The organism is Saccharothrix sp. AJ9571 (assembly GCF_021725495.1).
Classification (GTDB): Bacteria; Actinomycetota; Actinomycetes; order Mycobacteriales; family Pseudonocardiaceae; genus Amycolatopsis; species Amycolatopsis magusensis.
This window is the reverse complement of the sequence record NZ_CP091382.1, coordinates 5638046-5659143: the sequence shown is the minus strand read 5'-3', so window position 1 is coordinate 5659143 and position 21098 is coordinate 5638046. Positions and strand designations below refer to the sequence as shown.

14 protein-coding genes and 1 pseudogene are annotated in these 21098 nt (G+C 69.2%); 9 read left to right on the top strand and 6 right to left on the bottom strand.

The window, feature by feature from the left end; all coding sequences use genetic code 11:
- Window positions 1-652: 652 nt before the first annotated feature.
- Together L3Q67_RS26210 and L3Q67_RS26205 are read left to right on the top strand one after the other, a co-directional pair.
- Complete coding sequence (locus tag L3Q67_RS26210; RefSeq protein WP_499184125.1) at window positions 653-1474, top strand: GNAT family N-acetyltransferase; 822 nt, start codon at window positions 653-655, stop codon at window positions 1472-1474.
- Entirely contained in the window at window positions 1404-1799 is a 396-nt protein-coding gene (locus L3Q67_RS26205) for a GNAT family N-acetyltransferase (RefSeq protein WP_499184124.1), read from the top strand. The genes L3Q67_RS26210 and L3Q67_RS26205 overlap by 71 nt, the downstream gene beginning before the upstream one ends.
- A 17-nt stretch (window positions 1800-1816) precedes the next feature.
- On the opposite strand, the gene L3Q67_RS26200 is transcribed toward L3Q67_RS26205, so the two are convergent.
- Window positions 1817-2035 (bottom strand): hypothetical protein, encoded by a 219-nt coding sequence (locus tag L3Q67_RS26200; RefSeq protein WP_499184123.1) that lies wholly within the window; start codon window positions 2033-2035, stop codon window positions 1817-1819.
- Between the two features lie 215 nt (window positions 2036-2250).
- Between L3Q67_RS26200 and L3Q67_RS26195 the strand changes: the two genes are divergently transcribed.
- The 3 genes from L3Q67_RS26195 (at window position 2251) to L3Q67_RS26185 (ending at window position 4227) form a co-directional block, all read left to right on the top strand.
- Window positions 2251-2445, top strand: coding sequence for a DUF732 domain-containing protein (locus L3Q67_RS26195; protein ID WP_499184122.1), 195 nt, complete (start codon window positions 2251-2253; stop codon window positions 2443-2445).
- A gap of 92 nt (window positions 2446-2537) precedes the next feature.
- Window positions 2538-3761, top strand: a complete 1224-nt coding sequence (locus L3Q67_RS26190; RefSeq protein WP_395905566.1) for a helix-turn-helix domain-containing protein — start codon at window positions 2538-2540, stop codon at window positions 3759-3761.
- A gap of 160 nt (window positions 3762-3921) precedes the next feature.
- Window positions 3922-4227, top strand: coding sequence for a hypothetical protein (locus tag L3Q67_RS26185; RefSeq protein ID WP_499184121.1), 306 nt, complete (start codon window positions 3922-3924; stop codon window positions 4225-4227).
- A gap of 285 nt (window positions 4228-4512) precedes the next feature.
- Here the strand turns inward: L3Q67_RS26185 and L3Q67_RS26180 are convergent, their stop codons facing one another.
- Both L3Q67_RS26180 and L3Q67_RS26175 read right to left on the bottom strand, forming a co-directional pair.
- The gene (locus L3Q67_RS26180) at window positions 4513-5391 is read right to left on the bottom strand and encodes a phosphotransferase family protein (RefSeq protein WP_499184120.1); all 879 of its coding nucleotides are present in this window, start codon (window positions 5389-5391) and stop codon (window positions 4513-4515) included.
- Entirely contained in the window at window positions 5372-6682 is a 1311-nt protein-coding gene (locus L3Q67_RS26175; RefSeq protein WP_499184119.1) for a helix-turn-helix domain-containing protein, read from the bottom strand. The genes L3Q67_RS26180 and L3Q67_RS26175 overlap by 20 nt, the downstream gene beginning before the upstream one ends.
- 324 nt (window positions 6683-7006) lie before the next feature.
- On the opposite strand from L3Q67_RS26175, the gene L3Q67_RS26170 reads away from it, so the two are divergent.
- From L3Q67_RS26170 to L3Q67_RS26155, 4 genes and pseudogenes are all read left to right on the top strand, one after another.
- Window positions 7007-7519: a hypothetical protein gene (locus L3Q67_RS26170; protein ID WP_499184118.1), complete on the top strand. Its 513-nt coding sequence runs from the start codon at window positions 7007-7009 to the stop codon at window positions 7517-7519.
- Window positions 7520-7721: 202 nt separating this feature from the next.
- A complete protein-coding gene (locus L3Q67_RS26165) occupies window positions 7722-8777 on the top strand; it encodes a MarR family winged helix-turn-helix transcriptional regulator (RefSeq protein ID WP_499184117.1) in 1056 nt (351 codons plus the stop codon).
- Window positions 8778-10101: 1324 nt separating this feature from the next.
- The gene (locus L3Q67_RS26160; protein ID WP_499184116.1) at window positions 10102-10767 is read left to right on the top strand and encodes a TetR/AcrR family transcriptional regulator; all 666 of its coding nucleotides are present in this window, start codon (window positions 10102-10104) and stop codon (window positions 10765-10767) included.
- 390 nt (window positions 10768-11157) lie between these two features.
- Window positions 11158-12363, top strand: a pseudogene (locus L3Q67_RS26155) (IS3 family transposase).
- 122 nt (window positions 12364-12485) lie between these two features.
- Here L3Q67_RS26155 and L3Q67_RS26150 read toward each other — a convergent pair.
- The 3 genes from L3Q67_RS26150 to L3Q67_RS26140 form a co-directional block, all read right to left on the bottom strand.
- Window positions 12486-17384: a DEAD/DEAH box helicase gene (locus tag L3Q67_RS26150; RefSeq protein WP_499184115.1), complete on the bottom strand. Its 4899-nt coding sequence runs from the start codon at window positions 17382-17384 to the stop codon at window positions 12486-12488.
- Window positions 17385-17491: 107 nt separating this feature from the next.
- The gene (locus tag L3Q67_RS26145; RefSeq protein ID WP_499184114.1) at window positions 17492-19759 is read right to left on the bottom strand and encodes a DEAD/DEAH box helicase; all 2268 of its coding nucleotides are present in this window, start codon (window positions 19757-19759) and stop codon (window positions 17492-17494) included.
- A complete protein-coding gene (locus L3Q67_RS26140; RefSeq protein WP_499184113.1) occupies window positions 19756-21075 on the bottom strand; it encodes a hypothetical protein in 1320 nt (439 codons plus the stop codon). The genes L3Q67_RS26145 and L3Q67_RS26140 overlap by 4 nt, the downstream gene beginning before the upstream one ends.
- Window positions 21076-21098: the final 23 nt, after the last annotated feature.

The window sequence follows — 21098 nt, the reverse complement described above, 5'->3', positions numbered from 1 at the left end:
ATCAGTCTGTCGAGCGGTCGGTCCTGCTTGGCAGGCGGCTGGGGCTCGGACGAGCTTGCGGAGTCGAGGGAGTTGCTGGGTGACATGGCGACCATATTGGAGGATAAATTCACATCGCACAAGCAGAGGAATGCATTAGTAAACCCATTTCGTAATCTACACGTTCAGTACGTAACCGCAGGGCAAGTTCAACGTGGGCCGGGGCGGAGTAACGAGCCACGCCGAACTGCCATCGGACTGTTGTATCGCTGCACCCGGTGCAGACAATGAGCCTTTTGGCGACATGTCCCGCGACCAGGGGGTCGGTATGGTGAACTCTGGCTGCCGAAAATTAATCGTTCAACAGCGGCATCTTTTCGACATAGACACCGATCTGCAGGTCAACTGACTTGCGCTCCTCAGTTCTGAGGGCCCGCGGACGACTGGGGCTGCCCAGGCGACTGGTCGAGCGAGTAGAGACTTCGACCGTCCGAGTGTCGGCCAGACCCGCAGGGACTGGGACGGCCACCAACGACTACCTGGGCGCCGCACTCGGCGAGCGACTTGGTGCCGACCTCCGGGGTGTCGCCGAAGCCGGGATGTCGCTGGCGAACGGGTGGCGACCGGGTCGTTGAGGTGATCGCGCTGCTGCTGGTTCCGCTCCGCCTGGAAGATGAGGGAACGTGGCAGTGCACCCGGCCGGAGTTCCGACTGCCCACGGGCGTGGCAGCGGGTCGTCATGGTGTGGGAAACGCGAGTGGCGGAAAGAGGGGCGGGATCGGTGGCGGTTGCTCTGGAGATCGAGCGGTCTGACCCGGCGAAGGCGTCGGGGACCGAATTCGCCGGCTACCACGATGTCCTAGTGGTGGCCCACGAGGTGGAAAATCCCGGGGAGCCCTGCTTGCCGCTCGGGGAAATGATCGCCCGGATGACGACGCCGCTGCCCGGCATGGGTACCTCGGCGTATTGGGTCGGGCGTCGCGGCGGCAGGATCGAGGCGTTCGCCGAGGCGCATTTTCTCGACGAGGAGAACAGCGGGATCGCTTTGGTGGAGGTGAAGGTCCGGCCGGGGCACCGGCGCGTCGGAACCGGGATTGCGCTGCTGCGGGCGGTGTTGCCGGAGTTGAGGACACGAAACCGGCCGGTGATCGAGAGCTGGGACGTGGTCGAAGACGGTCCGGGACAGGCGTTTGCTGAGGCGTTGGACTTCTGGCGGGTCCGGGAATCGTGCGGCAGGCCCTGGTGCCGGCGGAGGTCGACGCGTCCTTGTGGGGAGGTCGAGGTACCGGCGGGTTGCCGGATGCTTGGGTGGTGTGACGTCGCACCGGAACAAGTCGTCGGTTCCTATGCGGGCACGGGCAGCGATCGGCGATGCGCCACTCGGGGAATCGGACTACCGATGGCCGGAGTGGACGGTGGAGCGAGTGCGCACCGCCGAGGTTGGCGCGCGGGCGCAGGGCCTCGCGCAACGGGTCGTGGTCGCGATCGACGATGAGACCGGCGCAGTCGCCGGCTTCACCGAAGTGTTCGTGCATTCCCGCCGCCCAGGCTGGGGCTACCAACGGGACACGGCTGTGCTGGCCGGGCATCGAGGACACGGTCTGGGTTTTTGCATGAAAGCGCACATGGCGCGGTGGCTGGTCGCCGACCTGCCCGCGCTCGAGCGGATCAGCACGACGACCGGTACCGAGAACGCGCACATGATCCAGGTCAACCAGGCAATCTGCTACCGGACGCTGCCGACGGTCCTCGCCGTGCAGCAGGATCTTGACTCGCTGGAGTCTCGCCTGAGACAGCGCCCGACCGGACCGGTCGAGTAGCCGCGGAGCTGGCCCGGTCAGCAGGCGCGCGGTCCCTGGCGGGGAGCGGCGAGGGTGAGGCGCGCTGCGTGCAGCGACCGGAACGCGGCTATCCCGAACCGCTCGGCGTCCTCCAGTCGTTCGTCGTCCGCGGCGGCGTCGGCGCGCCGCGCCAGCTGCAGGGCGTACTGCCCGGCCGAGATGGCGGCCGCGTCCCGGTGGTGGCCTGGCGTGCCATCGCCGGACACGGGTTGCATGTGATCACCGCGCAAGCTCGGCACCAAAGACAATGCCATCCGCGTCTACTCCGCCGGCTTCCAGGACGAAAGGTTCTCACAGCACGGACGGAACGATAGCGCTCCCGGTGAGTGCAGGCAGCACGCGCTGCAGCGCGTCGGGGGGCAACGGAGCCGTGATCGATTCGCCGTGCATGAGGCCGTGACCCAGGACCGAGCGAAGGTCGGCAAACTGGGTGTTCCAGAACCAGTTGGAGCAGGACGCCTTCCTGCGGATCGAGCACAGCGACCGGGACACCGCCCTCATCGCGGGCAGGGCGGCGTGCGGCAACCAGCCGATGCCCGACTTCTGCGCCCGGGACCTGGGCTGGCTGCTGTCCCGCTCGCGGCAGTTCGTCGACGATGCCCAGGCGGCCTACTGCCCCGAGTAGCGGTTAACCTGTGCCTGTACCTCTTCGCGGAGGGAACGCCCCGGGTGGCTCCGGCGGCGACGCGGAGAGGCCATCCGCGAAGGGATGCGATTATGTCGCAGCCGTATGACGACCTGCCCGTCGGCAAGAGGATCAAGCGCGAACGAGACCGCGTGGGAATGACGCGCGGCGTACTCGGCGGGCTAGTCGGCAAATCGGCTGACTGGGTGAAAGCCGTTGAAACCGGCCGCCTGCAGATGCCGAAGCTGCCGGTGCTACTGCGCATCGCTGACGCGCTCGGCCTGCATGACCTCGCCGTACTCACCGGTAACGGCTACGCGGTCCCCGTGAGCGTGTTCGCCGGTGAACGGCATGCCGCCCTGGCCGAAGTGCAGGCCGCGCTCACCGAGTATCGCGTCACCCCCACCGACCGGACTTCGAATGTCGAACACCTCGCCACCCGGCTACGACAGGCGTGGGTAGTCCGCCACTCCTCCCCTGATCACCGAACCCGGCTCGGCGCCCTCTTGCCCGGGTTGATCCGTGACTCGCAACTCGCCGCGCGCACCATCGGCGGCGAACAGCGGCGCGACGCCCGCCGCGTGCTGGCAGGCGTATACCAGCTGGCCGACTTCTACGTTGCCTACCAGCCCGCCCCTGAGTTGGTATGGATGGTGGCAGATCGTGCTCTCACCGAAGGCCAAGAGGCCGACGACCCATACGTGATCGCCGGCGGAGCGTGGGCCATGGTTCAAGCGCTTCGCGATGCCGGCCGCTGGGATGAGGCCATCCACCTCGCCGCAGACGCAGCCGGGCAGTTGCGGCCCTACCTGGAGACTGGCCCGGACGACTGGAGAGGCATGGTCGGCGCACTCGAGGCCGAGATCGCCTACGTCCACGCTCGCCGCGGCCGACATGGCGACGCCTGGGCGCACTGGGAACGCGCAGCCAGCGTGGCCCAGCGCCTCGGAGCGGACTACCGACACGTCCAGTCATCGTTTTCCCAAGCCGTGCTCGCTGCGCACGCAACTACACTCGGCGTCGAGCTGCGCCGCCCTGGGGAAGCTCTTCGCGCTGCAGACCGGTTCGACCCGGACAGCATTCCCTCGCTGGCCCGCCGCAGCCGGCACCTTATCGAGGTCGCCCGAGGTCACCATCAGCGCGACGAGAAAGCCGCGGTCTGGGCCCTCCTGAACCGGTCGGAACGCACCGCGCCGGAGACGATCCGGTACAACGGTTTCGCAAGGGAAATGCTGCTCGACTTACGCCGACGACCCCCGTCGGGACTGCGCGACGACGTTCAGGATCTGTGCGCCCGCGTGGGACTCGCTAGCTAGATCGATCGAGTGAGGGTACAAACTGTACCTGCCGACTGACGCGTCGCTCGTAGTTTCTCCCTGTGACGTACAGCGACGTGGGGCACACCCGCTTGCCCGGGCCGCGCACCCTACGGCCGCCGTATGCCGTCGCGGCCACCACGTCCCCCAGGACGCACGCATGATCGACCCAATACTGCACCGCCTGATCGCCGCTGGCTGGGAGTTCTGGCATCCCCGCAACGACGCCGGGGAGGTCATTGCGATCTGCGCCGTCCGCCGCTGGGTACCTGCAGGAGAGGACGTGCTCATGTTCTACGCCGAGACCGACGCCGCCGGCGTGCGCTTCAACCCGGCAGGCGAAGCAGTGTGGCACCGCACCGGAACCGTCGTCGAGGTCGCCGAGCAGATGCTCGAACTACCGCACCCGGACACCTCCACCGCGCCCCGGCTGGTAATCGCCAGCCCGGTTCTCTGGACGCCCTGATCGTTTCCGATGGTGGTGCGTCACGGGCGAGTTCGGATGACTCGAACACGACCGTACGATCTGCTGTCAATACAGGCGCCTGGCATGCATCAATGTCGGTTTGCGCTGCGCCGCGCCCGGGCGTGCAGTTGTCGTTGGCAGCTCCAGTCGACAAACGTCTGAAGCAATACGCAGTTGCTGCCAGTCGGTGCGGGGGAATAGTGCAGGGCATTGTAGACGGACTCGCGACGTAGCACTGGCTGGCCAGGTCAGTAGCGTGACTTTTGACGTCGCTGATCTAGGGGCCTAGCGGGCCGTCCATGTGGTCAGCTCTGGGCTTTGCCGGAGTGTGGTGATGCGGTTGTCGAGCTCGTGGCGGGCGGCGAGGTCGCCGAGAGTGGCTCGGCGCAGGTAGGCGCCGAGTGTGTGCAGGTCGCGCATGGCGGTGAGCACGGTGATTCCTGGCCAGTCTCGGGGGTCGTAGCCGTAGGCGGTGGTGAATCGGTCGATTTCGCTGGTGCTGCGGCCGAAGCGGATGCCTTGGATGGTGTTGGCCAGGTCGAGTTCACGTGGTCCGCAGGCGACTTCGTCCCAGTCGCCGAGGATGGTTCCGGTGCTGGTGTGCAGGGTGTTGCCGGGATAGGCGTCGCCGTGGATGAGGCCGTGTCCCAGGATTGAGTGGAGGTCGGCGAATTGTGCGAGTAGTTCGCTGACTCGGTCGGTGATCCAGGCGGTGGTGCTGGCGTCGAGCACGGTGGTCGCGGAGGCCAGCGTGCTGGTCAGGTCGGCCAGGGGCGTGTACGTCGGTAGTGGGAGCTCCGGGTCGGGCAGTTGGTGCAGGTGTCGCAGCAGGGTGCCCAGTTCGCGGCTGTCCGGTGGTGTGGCGACGGTCTGGGGATAGTGGTGCCAGAAGGTGACGGTGGCGTCGTCGATGTGCACGGGCTGGTCCACGGCGAGCGGTTCGGTGGCGGGAAAGCCGTGGCTGGTGAGCCAGCGGGTGATGGCGACCGCTCGTGTGGCGCGGGTGGCGTTCACCGGGCCGTAGGTGATCCTGGCGACGGCGTTGTCGGCGGGCAGCAGGAACACGTCGGTGGCGTGCTGGCGCAGGGGTGTGGCGTCGTCGCTGCGCAGTCCTGCGTGGGTGCATGCGTGGTGCAGGACTCGCTCAGGGCGGGGGGAGGGCACGGGCCGATGGTAGCGCGGCGGGCTGTTCGAGCGTGGTGCTCAGTTGCTGGGCGAGTTCGCGGGCGGCTGCGTGGCCGCGGTGGCCGAGTTGCGCGGCCAGGCTTCGGGTGCGAGTGAGGGCGTTGTCCACTTGGCGGATACGCAGCTCCGGCGGCAGAGCGAGAATCGGTTCGAGTTCGGTCTGTGCACTGTCAATGGCTCCGGCTGCGATCCGGGCGTTGACGATGTCGAGGCGGGCGAGGGTTTCGTCGCCGTAGGAGCGTTCTTCTGATGGTCCTGTCTGGTAGGCCTCGATCGCGGCTTGGGCGTGCTGTTCGGCGTTCTCGTGCTGGGCGAGCAGGCCGTAGGTGCTGCCTAGGTAGTAGGTGCGTTTGACCGCGGGGAACGTGAGGATGCCACCGAAGTTGGTGACGTCGTCGTCGGTCGCATTAGTGTCCACATCGGACAGTTTGTGGATGGCCGCGGTGGCCGTGTCGTGGTCTTCGCCGCGGGCGGCGGCACGTGCTTCGATGGCGAGCAGCCGTGAGCGGGTGGTGGCCGAGGTGGCGTGGGTGCGGCCGTGGCGTGCGAGGGCGACCGCATCGGTGTGGCGGCGAGTCCATTCATGCAGCAGCGCGGAACTGCCGAGTACCCAGGCGCGCAGTGCGGCATGGTCGGCGACGTCGGCCAGGTCCTTCGCGGCTTTGAGCTGGTGTTGCGCGGAGCGTGGATCACCCGCGTTCTGGGCGGCGTGGGCGAGCATGAGGCAGGCGATGCCGGCGAGGAAGTACGCGTCGCGTTCCTGCGCCGGGCGCAATCGTCGACTCAGCAGCGCGATGGCGGTGTCTCGGCTGTCCACGAGGTCGCCGAAGACCATTTTCAGTGGCTTGTGCACGTAGTTCGTCGCCACGAGGCTGAGGTCGGCGCGCAGCGCCCACAGGTCGTTGCTGCGGTCGGCCAGGCTGGTCAGCGTGCTGGTGAAGGCCAGGGAGTCGCGTGCCGCCGTGACGGTGGCTTCCTCCACCGGCGCGACGGTGCCGGTGGACTCGGGACGAGGGGGGAACCAGTGCAGAGCGGGCGGAAGGTGTAGTGCCTGGGCGAATTGCTGCAGTTCTTCCCGGCTGCAGGGACTGCGGCCGAGTTCGAGTCGGCTCAGCCGGGATTGGCTCACACTCAACCAGCGGGCCATCGTGGCCTGGGTAATGCGGCGGGCGTGCCAGGGATGCACACGGTAGGCGTGAATGAGCTTGCCGAACCGTTTCTCGCGCACGGCTGCTGCGATGGCCGGGTCTGACCAGAACTCCGCGGGCACGGCGGGAGCGTCGGCTTGCGGGTCGCGGTACCGGCGCGCGCAGGCTGAGCACACGGTGTCGCTGTGGTCTCTGGCCAACGCCGTGCCGCAGTGGCGGCATGTCCGCGCGGCTGTGGCCCGGCTCGTGCTCACAGGCCCTCCTCGCGTCCCAGGCTTCGCGCGCAGTTAACACACCCGGTGGTCGGCGGCTACCCAGCTTTGGGTAGCGATTATTCACAGCAGCATAACCGCAGGGTTCCTCCGGCGCCAGAATCTGATCAGGACGCGGACGGCCGAGGAACGGCACCGTCCGCTCAGGACGGCCCACGCTTTTGGTGGGCGAGGATGGAGGAAAACGTGACTCTGTGCTCGATAACACCCTGTATCACTCCCCCTGAAATGGCCCGTGTTCTGGTCTCGGCCGCGTTCGGCGGGGTCGCCACCCACACCCCGGCGTTTCTGGCGGCGTGCGTGCTCGCCGAACACGGCAACCCACTGGTGTTGCGCGAGGCCGACGCCAGTTACCTCTGCACTGTCCTCGGGACGCATGTGCCGCCCGCGGCCGCACAGGCGGCGAGGTGGCGGGAACGGTGCGGCGGTGGGGATCGTGAATGGCGAGTCAGATGGGAGCACGCCAGCGCAGCCGTGCGAACACTGCTGCCGCAGATCAGCGGAAGTGACAGCCTGCCCGCCTACGACAACGCCGACTTCCACTCCCCCGCCGTCGCCCTGGCCCAGAGCGCGCCGCAGCAGTACGGCGGGGGCGTTGGCCTCGGCACGGTTCCACCTCGGCGGCCGCAGCCGGGCATTGTTCGGTCCGTTGCGGCTCGTCTGGGTCGTGTGAGGGCACAGCCATGAGTGCCATTGCCGAATGCGCCGCGATCACCATCGTGTCGACCGCGTTGATAGTGGCCGCGTTTGCCGAACTCATTCTCGAGGTCAGTGACGCGCTTTCTCCACGCAGTACTGCTGCAACCCGACGAAGCCAATCCCAGAGCGCGCTTCCCCGAAAAACGCTCCAAGGTACGTCGACAGCATCAACAGGAATGGAGCCACGCCGGTGACGCCACACCAGTTCGCCCTGGACGCTTCCCGCAGCGGACAGGTGCCTTCCAGGGACCCGGCGGCCCCCGGCGCACTCGACCTCATCGACGTGCTGCGGCGTGTCCGGCAGAACACCGCGTGCCAGTGGCGCACGGCGGTGTCCCCCGCGATCACCATGACGCACTTTCTGGTGCTGCAGGCGGTGTCAGCCCGTCCCGGGGGCAGTCAGAACGACCTGTGTGACGCCCTCGGAACGTCCCCCTCCACCATCGGCACGGCCGTCACGCACCTGGTCACTCGCGCAGTCCTGGAGCGCCGCGGGGGCAGCCCACGCGGGCAGGCGGTGTCGGTGACCCTGACCCCGGCCGGGCAGGCACTGTATGACCAGCTCGTCCCGGCGGCCGAGGCCTTCGCGGCCGCGCTCGTTGCCCGCGTGCCGGAGCAGCAGCGCCGCACTGTGTTGCAGGCCCTGCACACCATCGCCACCACCGACCTCATTCCCACGGTGCCGGGCGAACTCGTGATCCTCAGCTATCCGGCCACCCGCACGGTGCCGGTCCGCGGCCCCTCCGCCACCTCCGAGGCAATCACCGCGGGCACGGAAGCGCTGCACTTCCGGATGGAGCCGGCGGATGCCGCACCCCGGCGGTCCAATCGGGACATCGCCCGGCGGGCCGCGAGCCTCGATGCCACGCTGCTGGGCCTACGGCCCGGCCTTGACGCCACGCTGCTGGCCTGCATCCTGGCCGGCTGGGCCTCGCCGGAGCGGCCGCTGACCCGCGCCGACGCCCTGGAACTGGCGGCACACACGCTAGGCACGACCGGTGACTCGGTCATCCGCGCCTGGGCGGACAGAGTCGATCCCGCTGAGCGGGCCGTGCGGTGGCTTCGTGCCGTGCGCTGTATCCACCGATCCTTCGCCACGCTCACCGGAGCCAGCGACCTGCCCGCTGATCCACTGCGGCAGGACACCTCCGGTGCCCTGCCGCACTCGTCACCGCCCTCCCAGCCGTGTGCCCCCGCTGCCGGAGGGCACGACGCCCACGGCACACTGGACAGGCACGATCCGTGACAGCCTGGTCGGCCGCCGCCGCTGCCGCGCCCACGGCCGTGACCTGTTCACCACCGGCGCCACGTGCGTTTGCGCGGTGCCGGGGCCACGCTGGGTCCGGCGCGACCCGCCGCGCCCTCAGGGCGCGCACCCACACCGCAGACGCGCTCGCCACCGCCGCGGCGCCCCAGGCAGCGACGCTGCACGCGAGGTGGAGAACGGCGTGCTGGCACCTGCGACGGGCTCAGCCATCGACGATCACCCGGGACGGTGCCGTCTCGGCGCGAGCCCTACCCGCGCAGGCCAGGGGCGAAGCGGACGTGCGCGAGCTGATACGGAGCACGACGAACGCGGCCGACAGCGCCGCCAGGCAGGCGCAGATGGAGCGCACACCCATGGCCGGACGCCGTGCACGCCGGGGCCGGGCCGTGGCCCGCGCCCCACAGTCCTGCCCCACCCTCGCTGGAGCACCGCACCTGCCACGTCGCCGTCCTGCCGAGCACCGCCCAGCCAGTACGCGGTCACACCTGCACTCGGTGACGACGTTGCGGCACCCGGCTTCCTGCCGGGGTGCCAGCCACCCTGCGGGGGCGAGCTGCCTGTGAGCCGATGGTCTGACACTGCTGCCGCGTCCACCGCGGGGCTGACCGGAGCCGGGTATCGGGGCCCGCGCACGCCGAACCAGGAACTCGAGGTCTCTGCCCGCCCAGGGAAGTACCTGGTTGACCTGCGGACCAACCTCGGTGAGTCGGTGGCGACAATTCACGGCGGTCGCGTGTCCGCGCTCCGTGCGACGATGGAGGACGCGCTGGCGTTACTGCGCATGCCGGAGCCGAAGTGGCCCCCCGCACCGCCCGGGCCTCCCCCCGCGACCGCGCGGTACATCCACGCCCGGCCGATTCGTGCCCAGCAAGCGGTCGGTCTCTACGAGGGAGGCGTACTCTTGCACACGCTGTCGATCCCCGGCTGCATGCAGGCCGCCCTCGATCTGCGTTACGCCAGCACTCAGCTTGTGCCACCGAAAACCGGCACCGCGCCCGAGCCGTCCACTGTGTCACCCTCCCAAGTCGCATCTGCGGGCACAATGCGTTCCCACGCGACGCGGGATGCCGCGGTCACGCACGGTCGGTGACGCGCCAACGTCTACCTGGATCCGGCATTCACGGGGCTCGTGCCGTTGACACGGGGCGTTCAGCATGGTTCGGCTGGGGGCGGCTCGCCCGCGAGCGCATCGCAACGCCCCTACCTCCGTAACGCGATGGCTACACAGGAAATGCCACACTGACCGCCCCGCTGCGTTCGAAGCGCCGCGGGAATCGGTCACCACACCCAGAAACAGGGAACCATGACGGCACGGAACAGCAAGGTTCGATCGGCCGCCGAGACCAGGGAGCGTTTCCTGCAGGCCGCCATCCAGGTGCTGGCCGAGCAGGGCGTGGCCGGGATGACCCTGCGCACTATCGCCGCGACGGCCGACACCTCCACCGTCGTGGTCTACAGCCGCTTCGGCGGACGAGCCGGGATGCTCCAGGCCCTATACCAACGTGCTTTTGAACAACTCGGGGCGGTGTTCGCCGCGCTGCCGCCGGGCAGCGATGACCACGAGCAGGATGTCCTCGAACTCGCACTGGCCTACCGCCGGTTCGCCCTGGAAAACCCGCCGCGGTACGCGTTCATGTTCGAGCGCCCAGTCGCCGACTTCGATCCGAACCCGGAGATGCGGCACAGCGTGCTGCAATCCACTCTCACCTCGATCCTCAGGCGCGCGACACCGGCCGGTGCGTCCGATGAGGACGGCTTCACCCGCTCCTATCTACTGTGGACCGCAATGCACGGGCTGATCAGCGCGGAGCTGACGGGCGCCCAGCGCAGTGCCCTGCCGAGCACGTTCCTCGCGCCGGACGAGCACACGCGTGAAGAGCTCTACCGGGCTGGGATGCGCGCGATCACCCATGGCCTGGCCAAGAATTCCCGGCATGCGACCATGCCGAGCTTTGGTAGGAGTGATTGAGCCGCTGCAGTTGACGATCCGGCCCCTTCGGATACAGCCTGCCCTCGCAGGTCGCGGACACCCGCGACCAGGTGTTGCCCGCCTTGGCCACCGGGGCCGACACAACTGGCGGAACGAGTCGTTGACCTGGCCGTGTTCGGCGGAGGCTCGAGCTTGCAGAGCCTAGTGCGTGACCGCGATCGAGCGGGCTGGCAGAGACTGCGAGGGTCTGTTCGAGCCGCGCGGTCACGGGCTGGGCTGAATGCACCGCGACGGGGAATCCTGGTGGACCAGACTCACCCTGGCGACGCCGTCCTGTTCGTGGCCGATGACGGTGGGCCTTGACCCCGGATGCTGGACACCAGACACACTTGGATCCTGATGGTCCGGGTGGACAGGAGTCCCGTTCAGATGGTGATGAAGCACTACCCGCCCGGGTTCCGGGCCGAGGCGGTCGCGTTGTACCGGTCCCGGCCGGGCGCGACGATCAAGCCGGTGGCCCAGGACCTCGGGGTCAACCACGAGACGCTGCGCAACTGGATCCGGCTCGACGACGCACAGACCGCCGGATCGCAGGCCACCACGCCCACGACCGTGTCCGCGCCGACCTCGCCGGAGGACGAGAACGCCGCGCTGCGCAGGCGGGTCCGTGAGCTAGAGAAGGAGCGCGACATCCTGCGCAAGGCGGCCAAATATTTCGCCGGGGAGACGCGCTAGTGAACCGCTTCCAGTTCGTTGACGATCACCAGCGCCACCATGGCGTGAAGCGGTTGTGCCAGGTCATCGGGATCGCCCGGTCCAGCTACTACCACTGGAAGAACACCGCGCCGGATCGAGCTGCCCGCGCCGCGGCGGACGCCCGCCTGGCGGCGAGCATCCGTATCGTCCACCGCGACTCGGCCGGCACCTACGGGGTCCCGCGGATCACCGCCGAGCTGCGCGACACCGGGCACGTGGTCAACCACAAGCGCGTCGCCCGGATCATGCGCGGAATCGGTCTGGCCGGACTGCGGCTGCGCCGCCGACACCCGCACCACAACCGCCGACCCGGCAGCGGCCAAGGCGCCGGACCTGCTCGGACGGGACTTCACCGCCCAGACGCCGAACACCCGCTACGTCGGCGACATCACCTACCTGCCCATCGCCGACGGCACGTTCCACTACCTCGCGACCGTGATGGACCTGTGCTCACGCCGCCTGGTCGGCTGGGCCGTCGCCGACCACATGCGCACCGAACTCGTCATCGACGCCCTGCACGCCGCCCAACGCACACGGGGCAGCCTGGCCGGAGCGGTGTTCCACAGCGATCACGGATCCCAATACAGCTCTCGGGCATTCGCCGACGCCTGCCGGACCGCCGGGGTGATCCAATCCATGGGCGCGGTCGGCAGCTCGGCAGACAACGCCGCCGCCGAAAGCCTCAACGCCTCCTTCAAACGCGAAACCCTCCAGGGCGTCCAAAACTGGGACACCGGAAGGGAAGCACGGCTCGCCGCCTTCGGCTGGCTGCACCGCTACAACACCCGACGACGCCACTCACACCTCGGACAGAAGTCCCCGACCGACTACGAGAACAGCCTCACCCCTACACCGGCTACGCTCACCCACCCCGCATAATCCCGTGTCCAGCATCCGGGGGTAGGGCTCGGTGACGTATCCGGAATTACCTGGCCGCTGCAGGAAGTCGATCGCGTTCTGCAGGCAGGCGGCGAGGGTGTCCCCCTGGAAGTGTTGCGGGGTCATAGTTTGTCCTTTCCGGGATGGGGGCGGGTGGTGCCGATGCGCACTCCGCAGTCGATGAGGTCCTGGACTTGAGAAGCGGAGAGGTTCCCTTCTTTTGCTTTGGTGCGAGCGCGCAGAAGCCATTGACCGAGGTTGAATCTCTCGGGGTCGACGTAGGTGCGGGCCATGTCATTGGGGCTTCCTTCGGTGTCGCGGTAGGTGCGCAGCCTGGTGATGGCGTGATCCCAGTCGCGTTCGGAGCCAGAGCGCCAGTCGATGCCGAGTGCGGTGAGTTCGGCGATCTTGTCGGCGGGCAGGGCACCGTGGGATCGGTCGGTGCGGTACCGGTGAAGCAGGCTGTAGGCCTGGCGGGCCTCAGGGTCACGCTGGGCCTGCTGGTAGGTGACGTTGAGGTCGCCGTAGCGGTCGCGGACTGCGGTGAGCACGGCTAGCGACCTGGCCCATCGGCTGCCACGTTTCTGCCAGATCATGCCCACGGCGTTCAGTTGCGCAATCTGGGCGTCGGTGAGCTCACCGCGGGCATAGCGTTTGCGCTGCAGCGTCAGCCAGTCGGCGACGACGGTACCCGTGTCTGTGGTGAACTCGGGCGGAACGAGGATGTTGCCGTGTTCGCCGTAGTAGGCCTGCAGCGTCCGCAGGACGCGATCCCACGCGCCGCTGTTCCCGGGTTCCCAGTCGATGCCCAACGCCTCCAGCGCGGCGATGCGGGTAGCGTCGAGAGTGCCTCGTCGGCGGCTGCCGCGGCAGATACTGAGCACCGCGTAGAGGTTGACACCCTCGTCGTTGGTCAGGTCGGCGGGCACGTTGAGATGACCGTGCTCGTCGTAAAAACGCTGCAGCGCGGCGAGATTGTTCTCCCACCGCGAGGTGGACCGGTCCCAGTCCATGCCGATGTCGTTCAGCTTCAGGATCTGGTCGCCGGTGAGTTTGCCGCGCTGTTGCCGCTGGCGGTCGACCCAGGTAACGAGCCGGTATTCCTCCCTGCGGGCGTTGCGGGCCATGTACTCGCGCGGCACACGCAGGTGTCCGTGCTCGGCGTAGAAGGCGGCGCAGGCGGTGTAGCTGTGGTCCCACCTGGCCTGGTGGACGTCCCAGACCATGTTCAGCGCCTCGAGGACGCTGATCTGGTTGTCGGTGAGCTTGCCTTTGCGCCGGTCGATGCGGCGTCGCTTCAGCCAGCCCGAGAGGTCGAATCCCTCGTCTTCGTCGAGGGAGTGCAGCGCGTCGGAGGGCCGGACGTCGAGGTGGCCGTGGAGCGTGTGAAAGCGGGTAGCTGCGGCCAGGCCCCGTTCCCAGCTCGCCTCTATCGCGGCCGCGGTGTCCCAGACGATGCCCATCTCCTCGAGCGCGTCCACGATGTGCTGAGCGAGCGTGCCCTCCCGGCGGGCGGTGCGCATCCTCGATAAGGCTCGCCCCAGCTCCGGGTGGCTGGTCTGGGTGGGCAGGCAGCCGTGGGTGGCGTGGTAGTCCCGGATCTGGGCGAGCCGTTCGTCCCAGGCATGGCTATTCTTGTGGTGCCATCGCATGCCGATGGCGGTGAGCCGGGCTTCCCGCGCCGGGTCGAGGGTGTTCGCGGCTCGGGCTTTGCGTTGCTGGTACAGCCACAGTTGCAGTGAGACCTCGTCGCGGCGGAAATCCCGGGCAGGCTCCAGGTGCCCGTGCTCGGCGGCGAACGTCGTCGCTACGGCGAACGCGTGTTCCCACCGGGCTGTGTGGATGTCCACGCCGAAGCCGATCTTGTCCAGTGCCTCGGCCTGGTCGGTGGCCAGGTTGCCGGTGCGCAAGGCCGTGCGCACGCTGCTGACCCAGGCCCCGAGATCGAATCCTCCGGCGGTGACGTGGGTTGTGGGCACGCGGCAGTGGCCTTCACGGGCGTGGAAAGCGGCGAGCTGGTCGTAGCCGTCCCACCAGTCAGTCGCCAGGGCCCAGGCGGCGCCCATCTCGCCGAGCGCGTCGACGATGTGTGCGGCCAGCTCGCCCTTGTTGTGGGCGGCGCGCATTTTTTTCAGCACAGCGGCCAGAGCGGCGTCGGTGTGCGGGTCGGGCAGGTGTCGGTGTTCGGCATAGAAGGCGTGCAGTTGCGGTAGTCGATCCTCCAGCGTGGGCCGCGGCCGTGGAGCGGGTCGTGCCGGGGGCGGTTGCCACTGCATGCCGGCCGCGTCGAGGCGGGCGGCACGCTCGGGTTCGAGTGTGCCGTTGGCGCGGGCTGTGCGTTGGCGGGCCAGCCACCTGTGCAGGTCGACATCGCCGGGGCCGCGCCACGTCTTGGGCGGAAGCAGGTTGCCGTGCTCGGCGGCGTACTGCTCGGCCACTGCGGCCGTCTCGTCCCACCGGGTGGTGGGTTCCCAGTGCATGCCGATCTGGTCGAGGCGGGCCTTGCGGTCAGCGGGCAGAGTGCCGTGGGCGTGCTGGGAGCGTGCCGCGCGGATGAATTGGCCCAGGTGGATTCCGTCGACGCGCAGTCCGCCGGGGACACGCAGGTGGCCGTGCTCGGCGTAGAACGCCGCCGCGAGGGTGAAGCTGTGCTCCCACGTCTCGCGGCGGGGGTCGACGGTGAACTCGAGGGCCTCGAGGGCCTGGCGCTGGTCAGGTGCCAGCTTCCCCTTACGGAGGAGAGTCCTGGTCGCCGCGACCCAAAGGCCCAGGCTGAAGTTGTCGGTGGTCATGAAGGACTGGGGGACGCGGGTGTGGCCTTCGCGGGCGTGGAAGTCCGCGAGGCGGCGGTAGCCGTCCCACCAGTCCATGGCGGGGGTCTGCCAGCTCATGCCCATGGCGTCGAGTTCGGCGATCAGCGCGTCGGTCAACTCGCCGCGCTTGCGGGCGGCGCGGATCTTGGCCATCGCGCCGGAGAGGTGTTCGTAGGGTTTCGGGTGGGGTAGGTGACCGTGCTCGACGTGGTGGGCGCGTAGCTCGGCCAGCCGAGGCTGCCACAACTCGACGGTGGCCCACTGCATGCCGATCTGATCAAGGCGGGCTTTGCGCTCGGCAGGCAACGTGCCGCGGCCGTGCGCCGTGCGCTGCTTGCCCAGCCACTTCGCCAGGAGGACACCGTTGCGCCGATACCTGCTGGGGGGTCGCAGGTGACCGTGCTCGGCGTAGAAGTCCGCGGCGACACCGAATCCGCGTTCCCAGTCCGCGGCGCGGGCATCGAAGACGAAGCCGAGCCGGCGCAGGGCGTCGCTGCGCTCGGGCGCCAGCCGGTTCTGCTTGTACGCCAGGCGCGCCGCGCTGACCCAGTCGCCGAGGGGGTAGCCGTCGTCGGTGACATGGTCGTGATTGACGCGGCTGTGGCCCTCGCGGGCGTGGAAGTCGGCGAGGTGGGCGTAGCCGTCCCACCACTTTGATGTGGTCGACTTGACCAGCCGGATGGTGAGGTGTTCGACGAACCGCGGCGTGCGGTGGGTTTCGGGCAGCAGGAACTCCAGGCGTTCCAGCCCGCTGCCGATCGTGGACGTGCCACCGCGGTGGGAGTCGAGTGCGCCACCGAGGGTGTCGTCGTGCGCGCGCAGGCCCCGCACCACCTGCCACAGCACATCGTAGGAACCAGCCTCGATGGCCTCGTCGTCTCCGCTGTCCTCGGCGGCGAGCAGGATCGGCACGATGATGGTCGCGGTGCCGCTGCCCTCGGGGTCGCGGCGCAGTGCCCGGCCGACGGCTTGCACGATGTCGATGGGGGACTTCTTCGGCGCGGTGAACGCGATGCCGTCGACGGTGGGTACGTCGATGCCTTCGGAGAGACAGCGCGCGTTGGCGATCACGGTCCACCCGTCGTGGGGTGGTTGCGCCAGCGCTTCCAGTATTTCTCGGCGCCGGGATTGTTTCATGCTGCCCTGCACGTGGGCGGCGTGCAGGGGACGGTCGGGCCGCAGTTGGGGTGGCAGCGCGTCGATGGTGTGCTGGAAGGTCTCGGCGAATCGCCTGGCATCCGCGACGCGGGGGCAGAACGCGATCACCCGTCGCAGCCCGAGTTCGGCGGCGGCGCGGGCGGTGGCGGCTTGGACCATCGCGGTGTGCTCGTCGGGTAGCCGGGATCGGGCGCCGGTGCGGCGTTCGGTGCTGCGCAGGACCGCCAGCACTTCGGCTCGGGTGACGCCGATGACCACCAGGCGATAGTCGTCGAGGTAGCCCTCGTCGATCGCCCGTGAGAACGGGTAGGTGTACAGCACGGGGCCGAAGATCCGCTCGTCGTCCATGCTGTAGGTGGCCGAGGCGGTGGTCTTGCTGGAGTCCCACACGCGCGGGGTGGCGGTCATGTAGAGCCGGCGCGCGGCGGGCAGCACTTCGTCATCGTGCAGCAGCGCGGTCTGTTTGCCGATCCAACCGGAGCTGCGGTGGGCCTCGTCGATGACCAGCAGGTCGGCGACGACGCCGGCCTTCTGCAGGCCCGCGCCGATGACGTGGGCGGAGAGGTGGGTGCCGACGATGAGCCGGACGGCGGCGGTGTTGTCCATCCGCAGCCACGCGTCGACCACGTCGGAGTCGGTGGTGACCGGTTCGAGGATGTCCTCGGTGGTGCCGTAGTTGTCGGCCGCGACGGAGTCGTCGCTGCACACCGCCAGGGCGCGGTGGTCGTCGTCGCCCTCGGCCCACGCGGCGAGGGTCTGAGCGACCAGCCCGACCGTGGGCACGGCGATCACCACGACGCCGCCGTCGGGCACCAGCCGGTCAGCCGACCATTTCGCCATCTTCGTCTTGCCTGTACCGCACGCGGCGCGCAGCTGGCCGCGGCCGCCGCCGCGCAATCGGTGGACGATGTGGCTCACCGCGTCGAGCTGGTAGGCCCGGTCGCTGAACCCGGTCATGGTCGTGACCCGGGCAGGCGCCGGGGTGGCCGCGAACAGCGGTTGCTGCGCGGCGGGGGGTGCGGCGTAGGTGCGGTGCTTCTTGGCGGCCAAAGCGGCAATGTCCTCGCGGGAAGTACAGCGCCGCTCGCCCTTGTCGCGGCGGGCGGGGCGAGCGGCGTGTGGACGGGAGTGACGGGGCTGAAGCAGTTCCGCGCTGGTCAGCCAGGCGCTGCCTGGAAGACGACGGACACGGCCGGGCGAGCGGACCACCGCATGCCCAGGGCGTCGAGCGAGGCGATCTCGGCGTCGGTCAGCTTGCCCATCTTGCGCTGGATGCGGACCTCCACCAACCAGGAGCCCAGGCGCCCATCGGTGGTCTCGGGGTCGGGTGCGATGTCGATGTGTCCGTGGCGACGGCGGTAGCCGGCCAGCGCGTCAACGTGATCGGCGAAGGATTCCTTCTTCGCCGACCACCGCATACCCAGCGCGTCCAGATCGGCGTGGCGGGATGGGGCCAGCTCCCCCGCCGCCGCGGCGGCGCGCTGGCGGTCCAGCCACGCCAGCAGCTCGACGCCCTGCACTCGCCGTGACCGCACCGGCTCGAGGTGCCCGTGCTCGGCGTGGAAAACCGTCGCCGCGCGCAGCCCCGCGGCCCACTCCGCAGCACGGGGCAGGAAGTCGAAACCCAGTTCCTCCAAGGCCTCGATCCGGTCGGCGGCAAGCTGCCCTTGCCTGAACAGGGCCCGATTCTGCTCGGACCAGGCGCCGAGTTTGTACTCCTGCGGGGCCGCGGTGATGTAGTCGTGCGGAACCAGGACGTGGCCGTGCTCGGCGTGGAACGCCGTGAGCGCGGCGTAGCCGTCCCACCAGCGACTGCGCGCCGAGGTGATGAGCTTCGCGGTGAGGTGATGCAGGAACGTGCCGTCGTCGTAGCCCGGTGGCAGGGTGACGTGGATGTGTTCGAGGGGCTTGTCGTCGTAGTAGTACCGCGGGGTGTTGCGGGGGTGCTCGGCGCGGTCGATGGTGGTGCCGAGTTTGGTGTCGTGGGCGCGCAGCGCCCGCACGACCTGCCACAGCAGCCGGTAGTCAGCGACGTCGGTCTCGTCGAGGTCGCCGGGGTCGTCGGGCAGCAGGATGGGCACCAGGATGGTGGCGGTGCCGGTGCCCTCGGGGTCTCGGCGCAGGGCGCGGCCGATGGCCTGCACGATTTCGTTGATCGAGTGCTTGGGGTGGGTGAACACGACACCGTCGATGGTGGGCACGTCCACGCCCTCGGTCAGGCAGCGGACGTTGGACACCACGGTCCAGCCGTCATCGGGTGGGGAAGTCAGCTGCCCGAGGCGCTTCTCGCGCTCGGCGGTGCTCAGGCCGCCGTGGACGTAAGCTGTGGTCAGCCGCCGATCGGGGCGCATCGCCGGCGGCAGCGCGGCGAGCGTGCGGTTCATGGTGCGGGCGAAGTCGGCGGCCTCGTTGACCCGGTTGCAGAAAGCCAGCACCCGCCGCATGCCGTACTTCACGGCGGCCTTGGCCAGCACCGTCTGCACCATCGCGGTGTGCAGGTCGGTGCGGGAGGCACCGGCGACGGCGCCGCGGGGCAGTCCGGCCAGGTGCTCGACGATCTCCCGGCGGGTGGCCCCCATGACCACGAGGCGGTAGTCATCGAGGTAGCCGTCGTCGATGGCCTGGGCGAACGGGTAGTTGTACAGCACGGGACCGAAAACCCGCTCGTCGTCCATGCCGATCATCTGCTTGGCGAAGGTCTTGGTGCCCCCGCCGGCGCGGCCGTGGCGGTAGCGGTAGATGGCTTTCTCGCCGATGATTTTCGGGGTAGCGGTGGCGTACAGGCGGCGTGTGGCGGGCAAGCGGTCGTCGTCGTGTACCAGCGCGGTGTGTTTGTCGGTGTGGCCGGCCGAGCGGTGAGCCTCGTCGACGATCAGCACGTCCGCGACGAGGCCGGTGGCTTGCAGGCCCGCGCCGATGACGTGGGCGGAGCGGTGAGTGCCGACGATCAGGCGCAGTCCCGCGCTGGTGGGCACGCGTAGCCAGCCGGCGACCTCGGTGGGGTCGGTCGTGACCGCGCAGGGCAGATCCTCGATGGTGACCACCGAGTCCGAGATGGTGTCGTCCCCGCACACCGCCAGCGCGCAGTGCTTCTGATTGGTCAGGCTCCACTCGCGCAGGGTCTGGGCGATCAAGCCGAGGGAGGGGCAGAGGATGACGACCACTCCCCCGTGCGGGCACAGTAGTTCCGCCGTGCGCTGGCACATCCCGGTCTTGCCGGTACCGCACGCCGAGTGCAACTGCCCGCGGCCGCCAGTGCGCAAGCCCACGCTGAGGGCCTGTACCGCCTCGATCTGGTAGTAGCGATCGGCGATTTTCTTGCGGCCCCCGTCGGTGACCACTTCTAGCGGGAACAGCGCGGGCTCGGGTTCGTCCGGCGCGGCGGACGCTGGGGATGTTCTCGTCTGGGGGCGGTGCGTGGTCATCGCCGGCCGTCCCGGGTGCGGGTTGCGGAGCCGAGGACGATGGCATCGAGGAAGTCCTTGGCAGCGCGCTCGGCCCGGGCGACGCAGTGGTCCAACACCTGGGTGGGGTCGGCGCACGCGACATCAGCGGCGTCGCGGTACCAGGAGGTGAGCCAGCGCAGATAGGGCGGCCACAGGCCATCGATGAGGGTGGGGACGTCGGCTCGGGGGGCGTGGGCCCGACGCCAGGCGGTCACCAGCGGTTCCGGCCAGGTGTCGGCGGCGGCTCGTCCGGCGCGTGCCTCGTCGGCGCAGCGCTGCGCGAGCTGGGGGAGCATGCCGGGCGGAGGCGGGTACACGGCAGCGCCCGTGAGCGGAAGGCGGGTAGCGGGCAGCGACGTACGGGAAGCCGGGACCGCCAGTGCGCACAAACGCAGCGCGGCAGGCAGCACCGCGGAGAACACACCCCGGCTGATGCTGGGCGAATCCGCGAGGCGGGAGTGACCGGCCACGGGCTGGCGTGCGGAGTTCTGGGAGACGGTGAGCCCGGCGTGGCGGGCGGCGGTGAGAATGCTCAGTCCGTGCGGACGCAGGCCGGTGATGTGGTCCAGGCCCCAGCGCGGCTGCAGCGCGGCGGTCACCGCCGCTGCGGAGAGCACCAGCGTGGCACCCGGCGGGTCGAGGGGGGCGAACCCGAGCGCGGGCAGGCACAGCGGCCGCAGCACGTGCAGCGACAGCGGATCCTGCCACCACGGCCGGGCCTGCGGACAGCACACCACGCCGGGTTTCTTCTGCGCCTCGAGTCGGGTCACCGCGGCCGCGAAGTCCGATGATCCCGGTGATGCGGGGTCATCGGCGGGTTCGTCGGGGCCGAGCAGCACCACCGTGTCCACCCGCACGTCCCGGGCGTAGGCCAGTCCCCGGGCCACCGCAGCTCCCCAGCACAGGCCCGCCGCGGCGACCGTCCGCGCATCCTCGACCTCCGCTGGCGGGTGCCCGGCAGAGGCTAAGGGGGCGGGCGAGCCGGTGTTGATCAGCACCGTGCGCACCGGCAGCCCCAGAGACCGCACTGCCGCTGCGGCCCCGAGCATCCGGGTAGCGACGTCGGGATCCCCGGCGGTCGCGAGTACCACCACCGTGCGGGGATCCGGGAGTACGGCGCTGGCCGTGGCTGGTGCGTTCTCGGTCGGCGCCTGCCCGGCGACGAAGCTAGCGGCCTGCTCGTCCTGGGCGGTGGTGTTCGTGCCCGTGTCCGAGGTGTGGCTGGCGCCGGGAAGGTCGTCGTGGGGGTGGTCGGCGGACGGCGGGGTCGCGCCGCCGACGTGGGTCGTGGTCATGGTCCTGCTCGTGTCGTGCCGGA

Coding starts and splice junctions, on each gene's coding strand:
- L3Q67_RS26210 (WP_499184125.1), top strand. CDS start 653: ATGAGGGAACGTGGCAGTGCACCCGGCCGGAGTTCCGACTGCCCACGG.
- L3Q67_RS26200 (WP_499184123.1), bottom strand. CDS start 2,035: ATGCAACCCGTGTCCGGCGATGGCACGCCAGGCCACCACCGGGACGCG.
- L3Q67_RS26190 (WP_395905566.1), top strand. CDS start 2,538: ATGTCGCAGCCGTATGACGACCTGCCCGTCGGCAAGAGGATCAAGCGC.
- L3Q67_RS26185 (WP_499184121.1), top strand. CDS start 3,922: ATGATCGACCCAATACTGCACCGCCTGATCGCCGCTGGCTGGGAGTTC.
- L3Q67_RS26170 (WP_499184118.1), top strand. CDS start 7,007: ATGGAGGAAAACGTGACTCTGTGCTCGATAACACCCTGTATCACTCCC.
- L3Q67_RS26160 (WP_499184116.1), top strand. CDS start 10,102: ATGACGGCACGGAACAGCAAGGTTCGATCGGCCGCCGAGACCAGGGAG.
- L3Q67_RS26145 (WP_499184114.1), bottom strand. CDS start 19,759: ATGACCACGCACCGCCCCCAGACGAGAACATCCCCAGCGTCCGCCGCG.
- L3Q67_RS26140 (WP_499184113.1), bottom strand. CDS start 21,075: ATGACCACGACCCACGTCGGCGGCGCGACCCCGCCGTCCGCCGACCAC.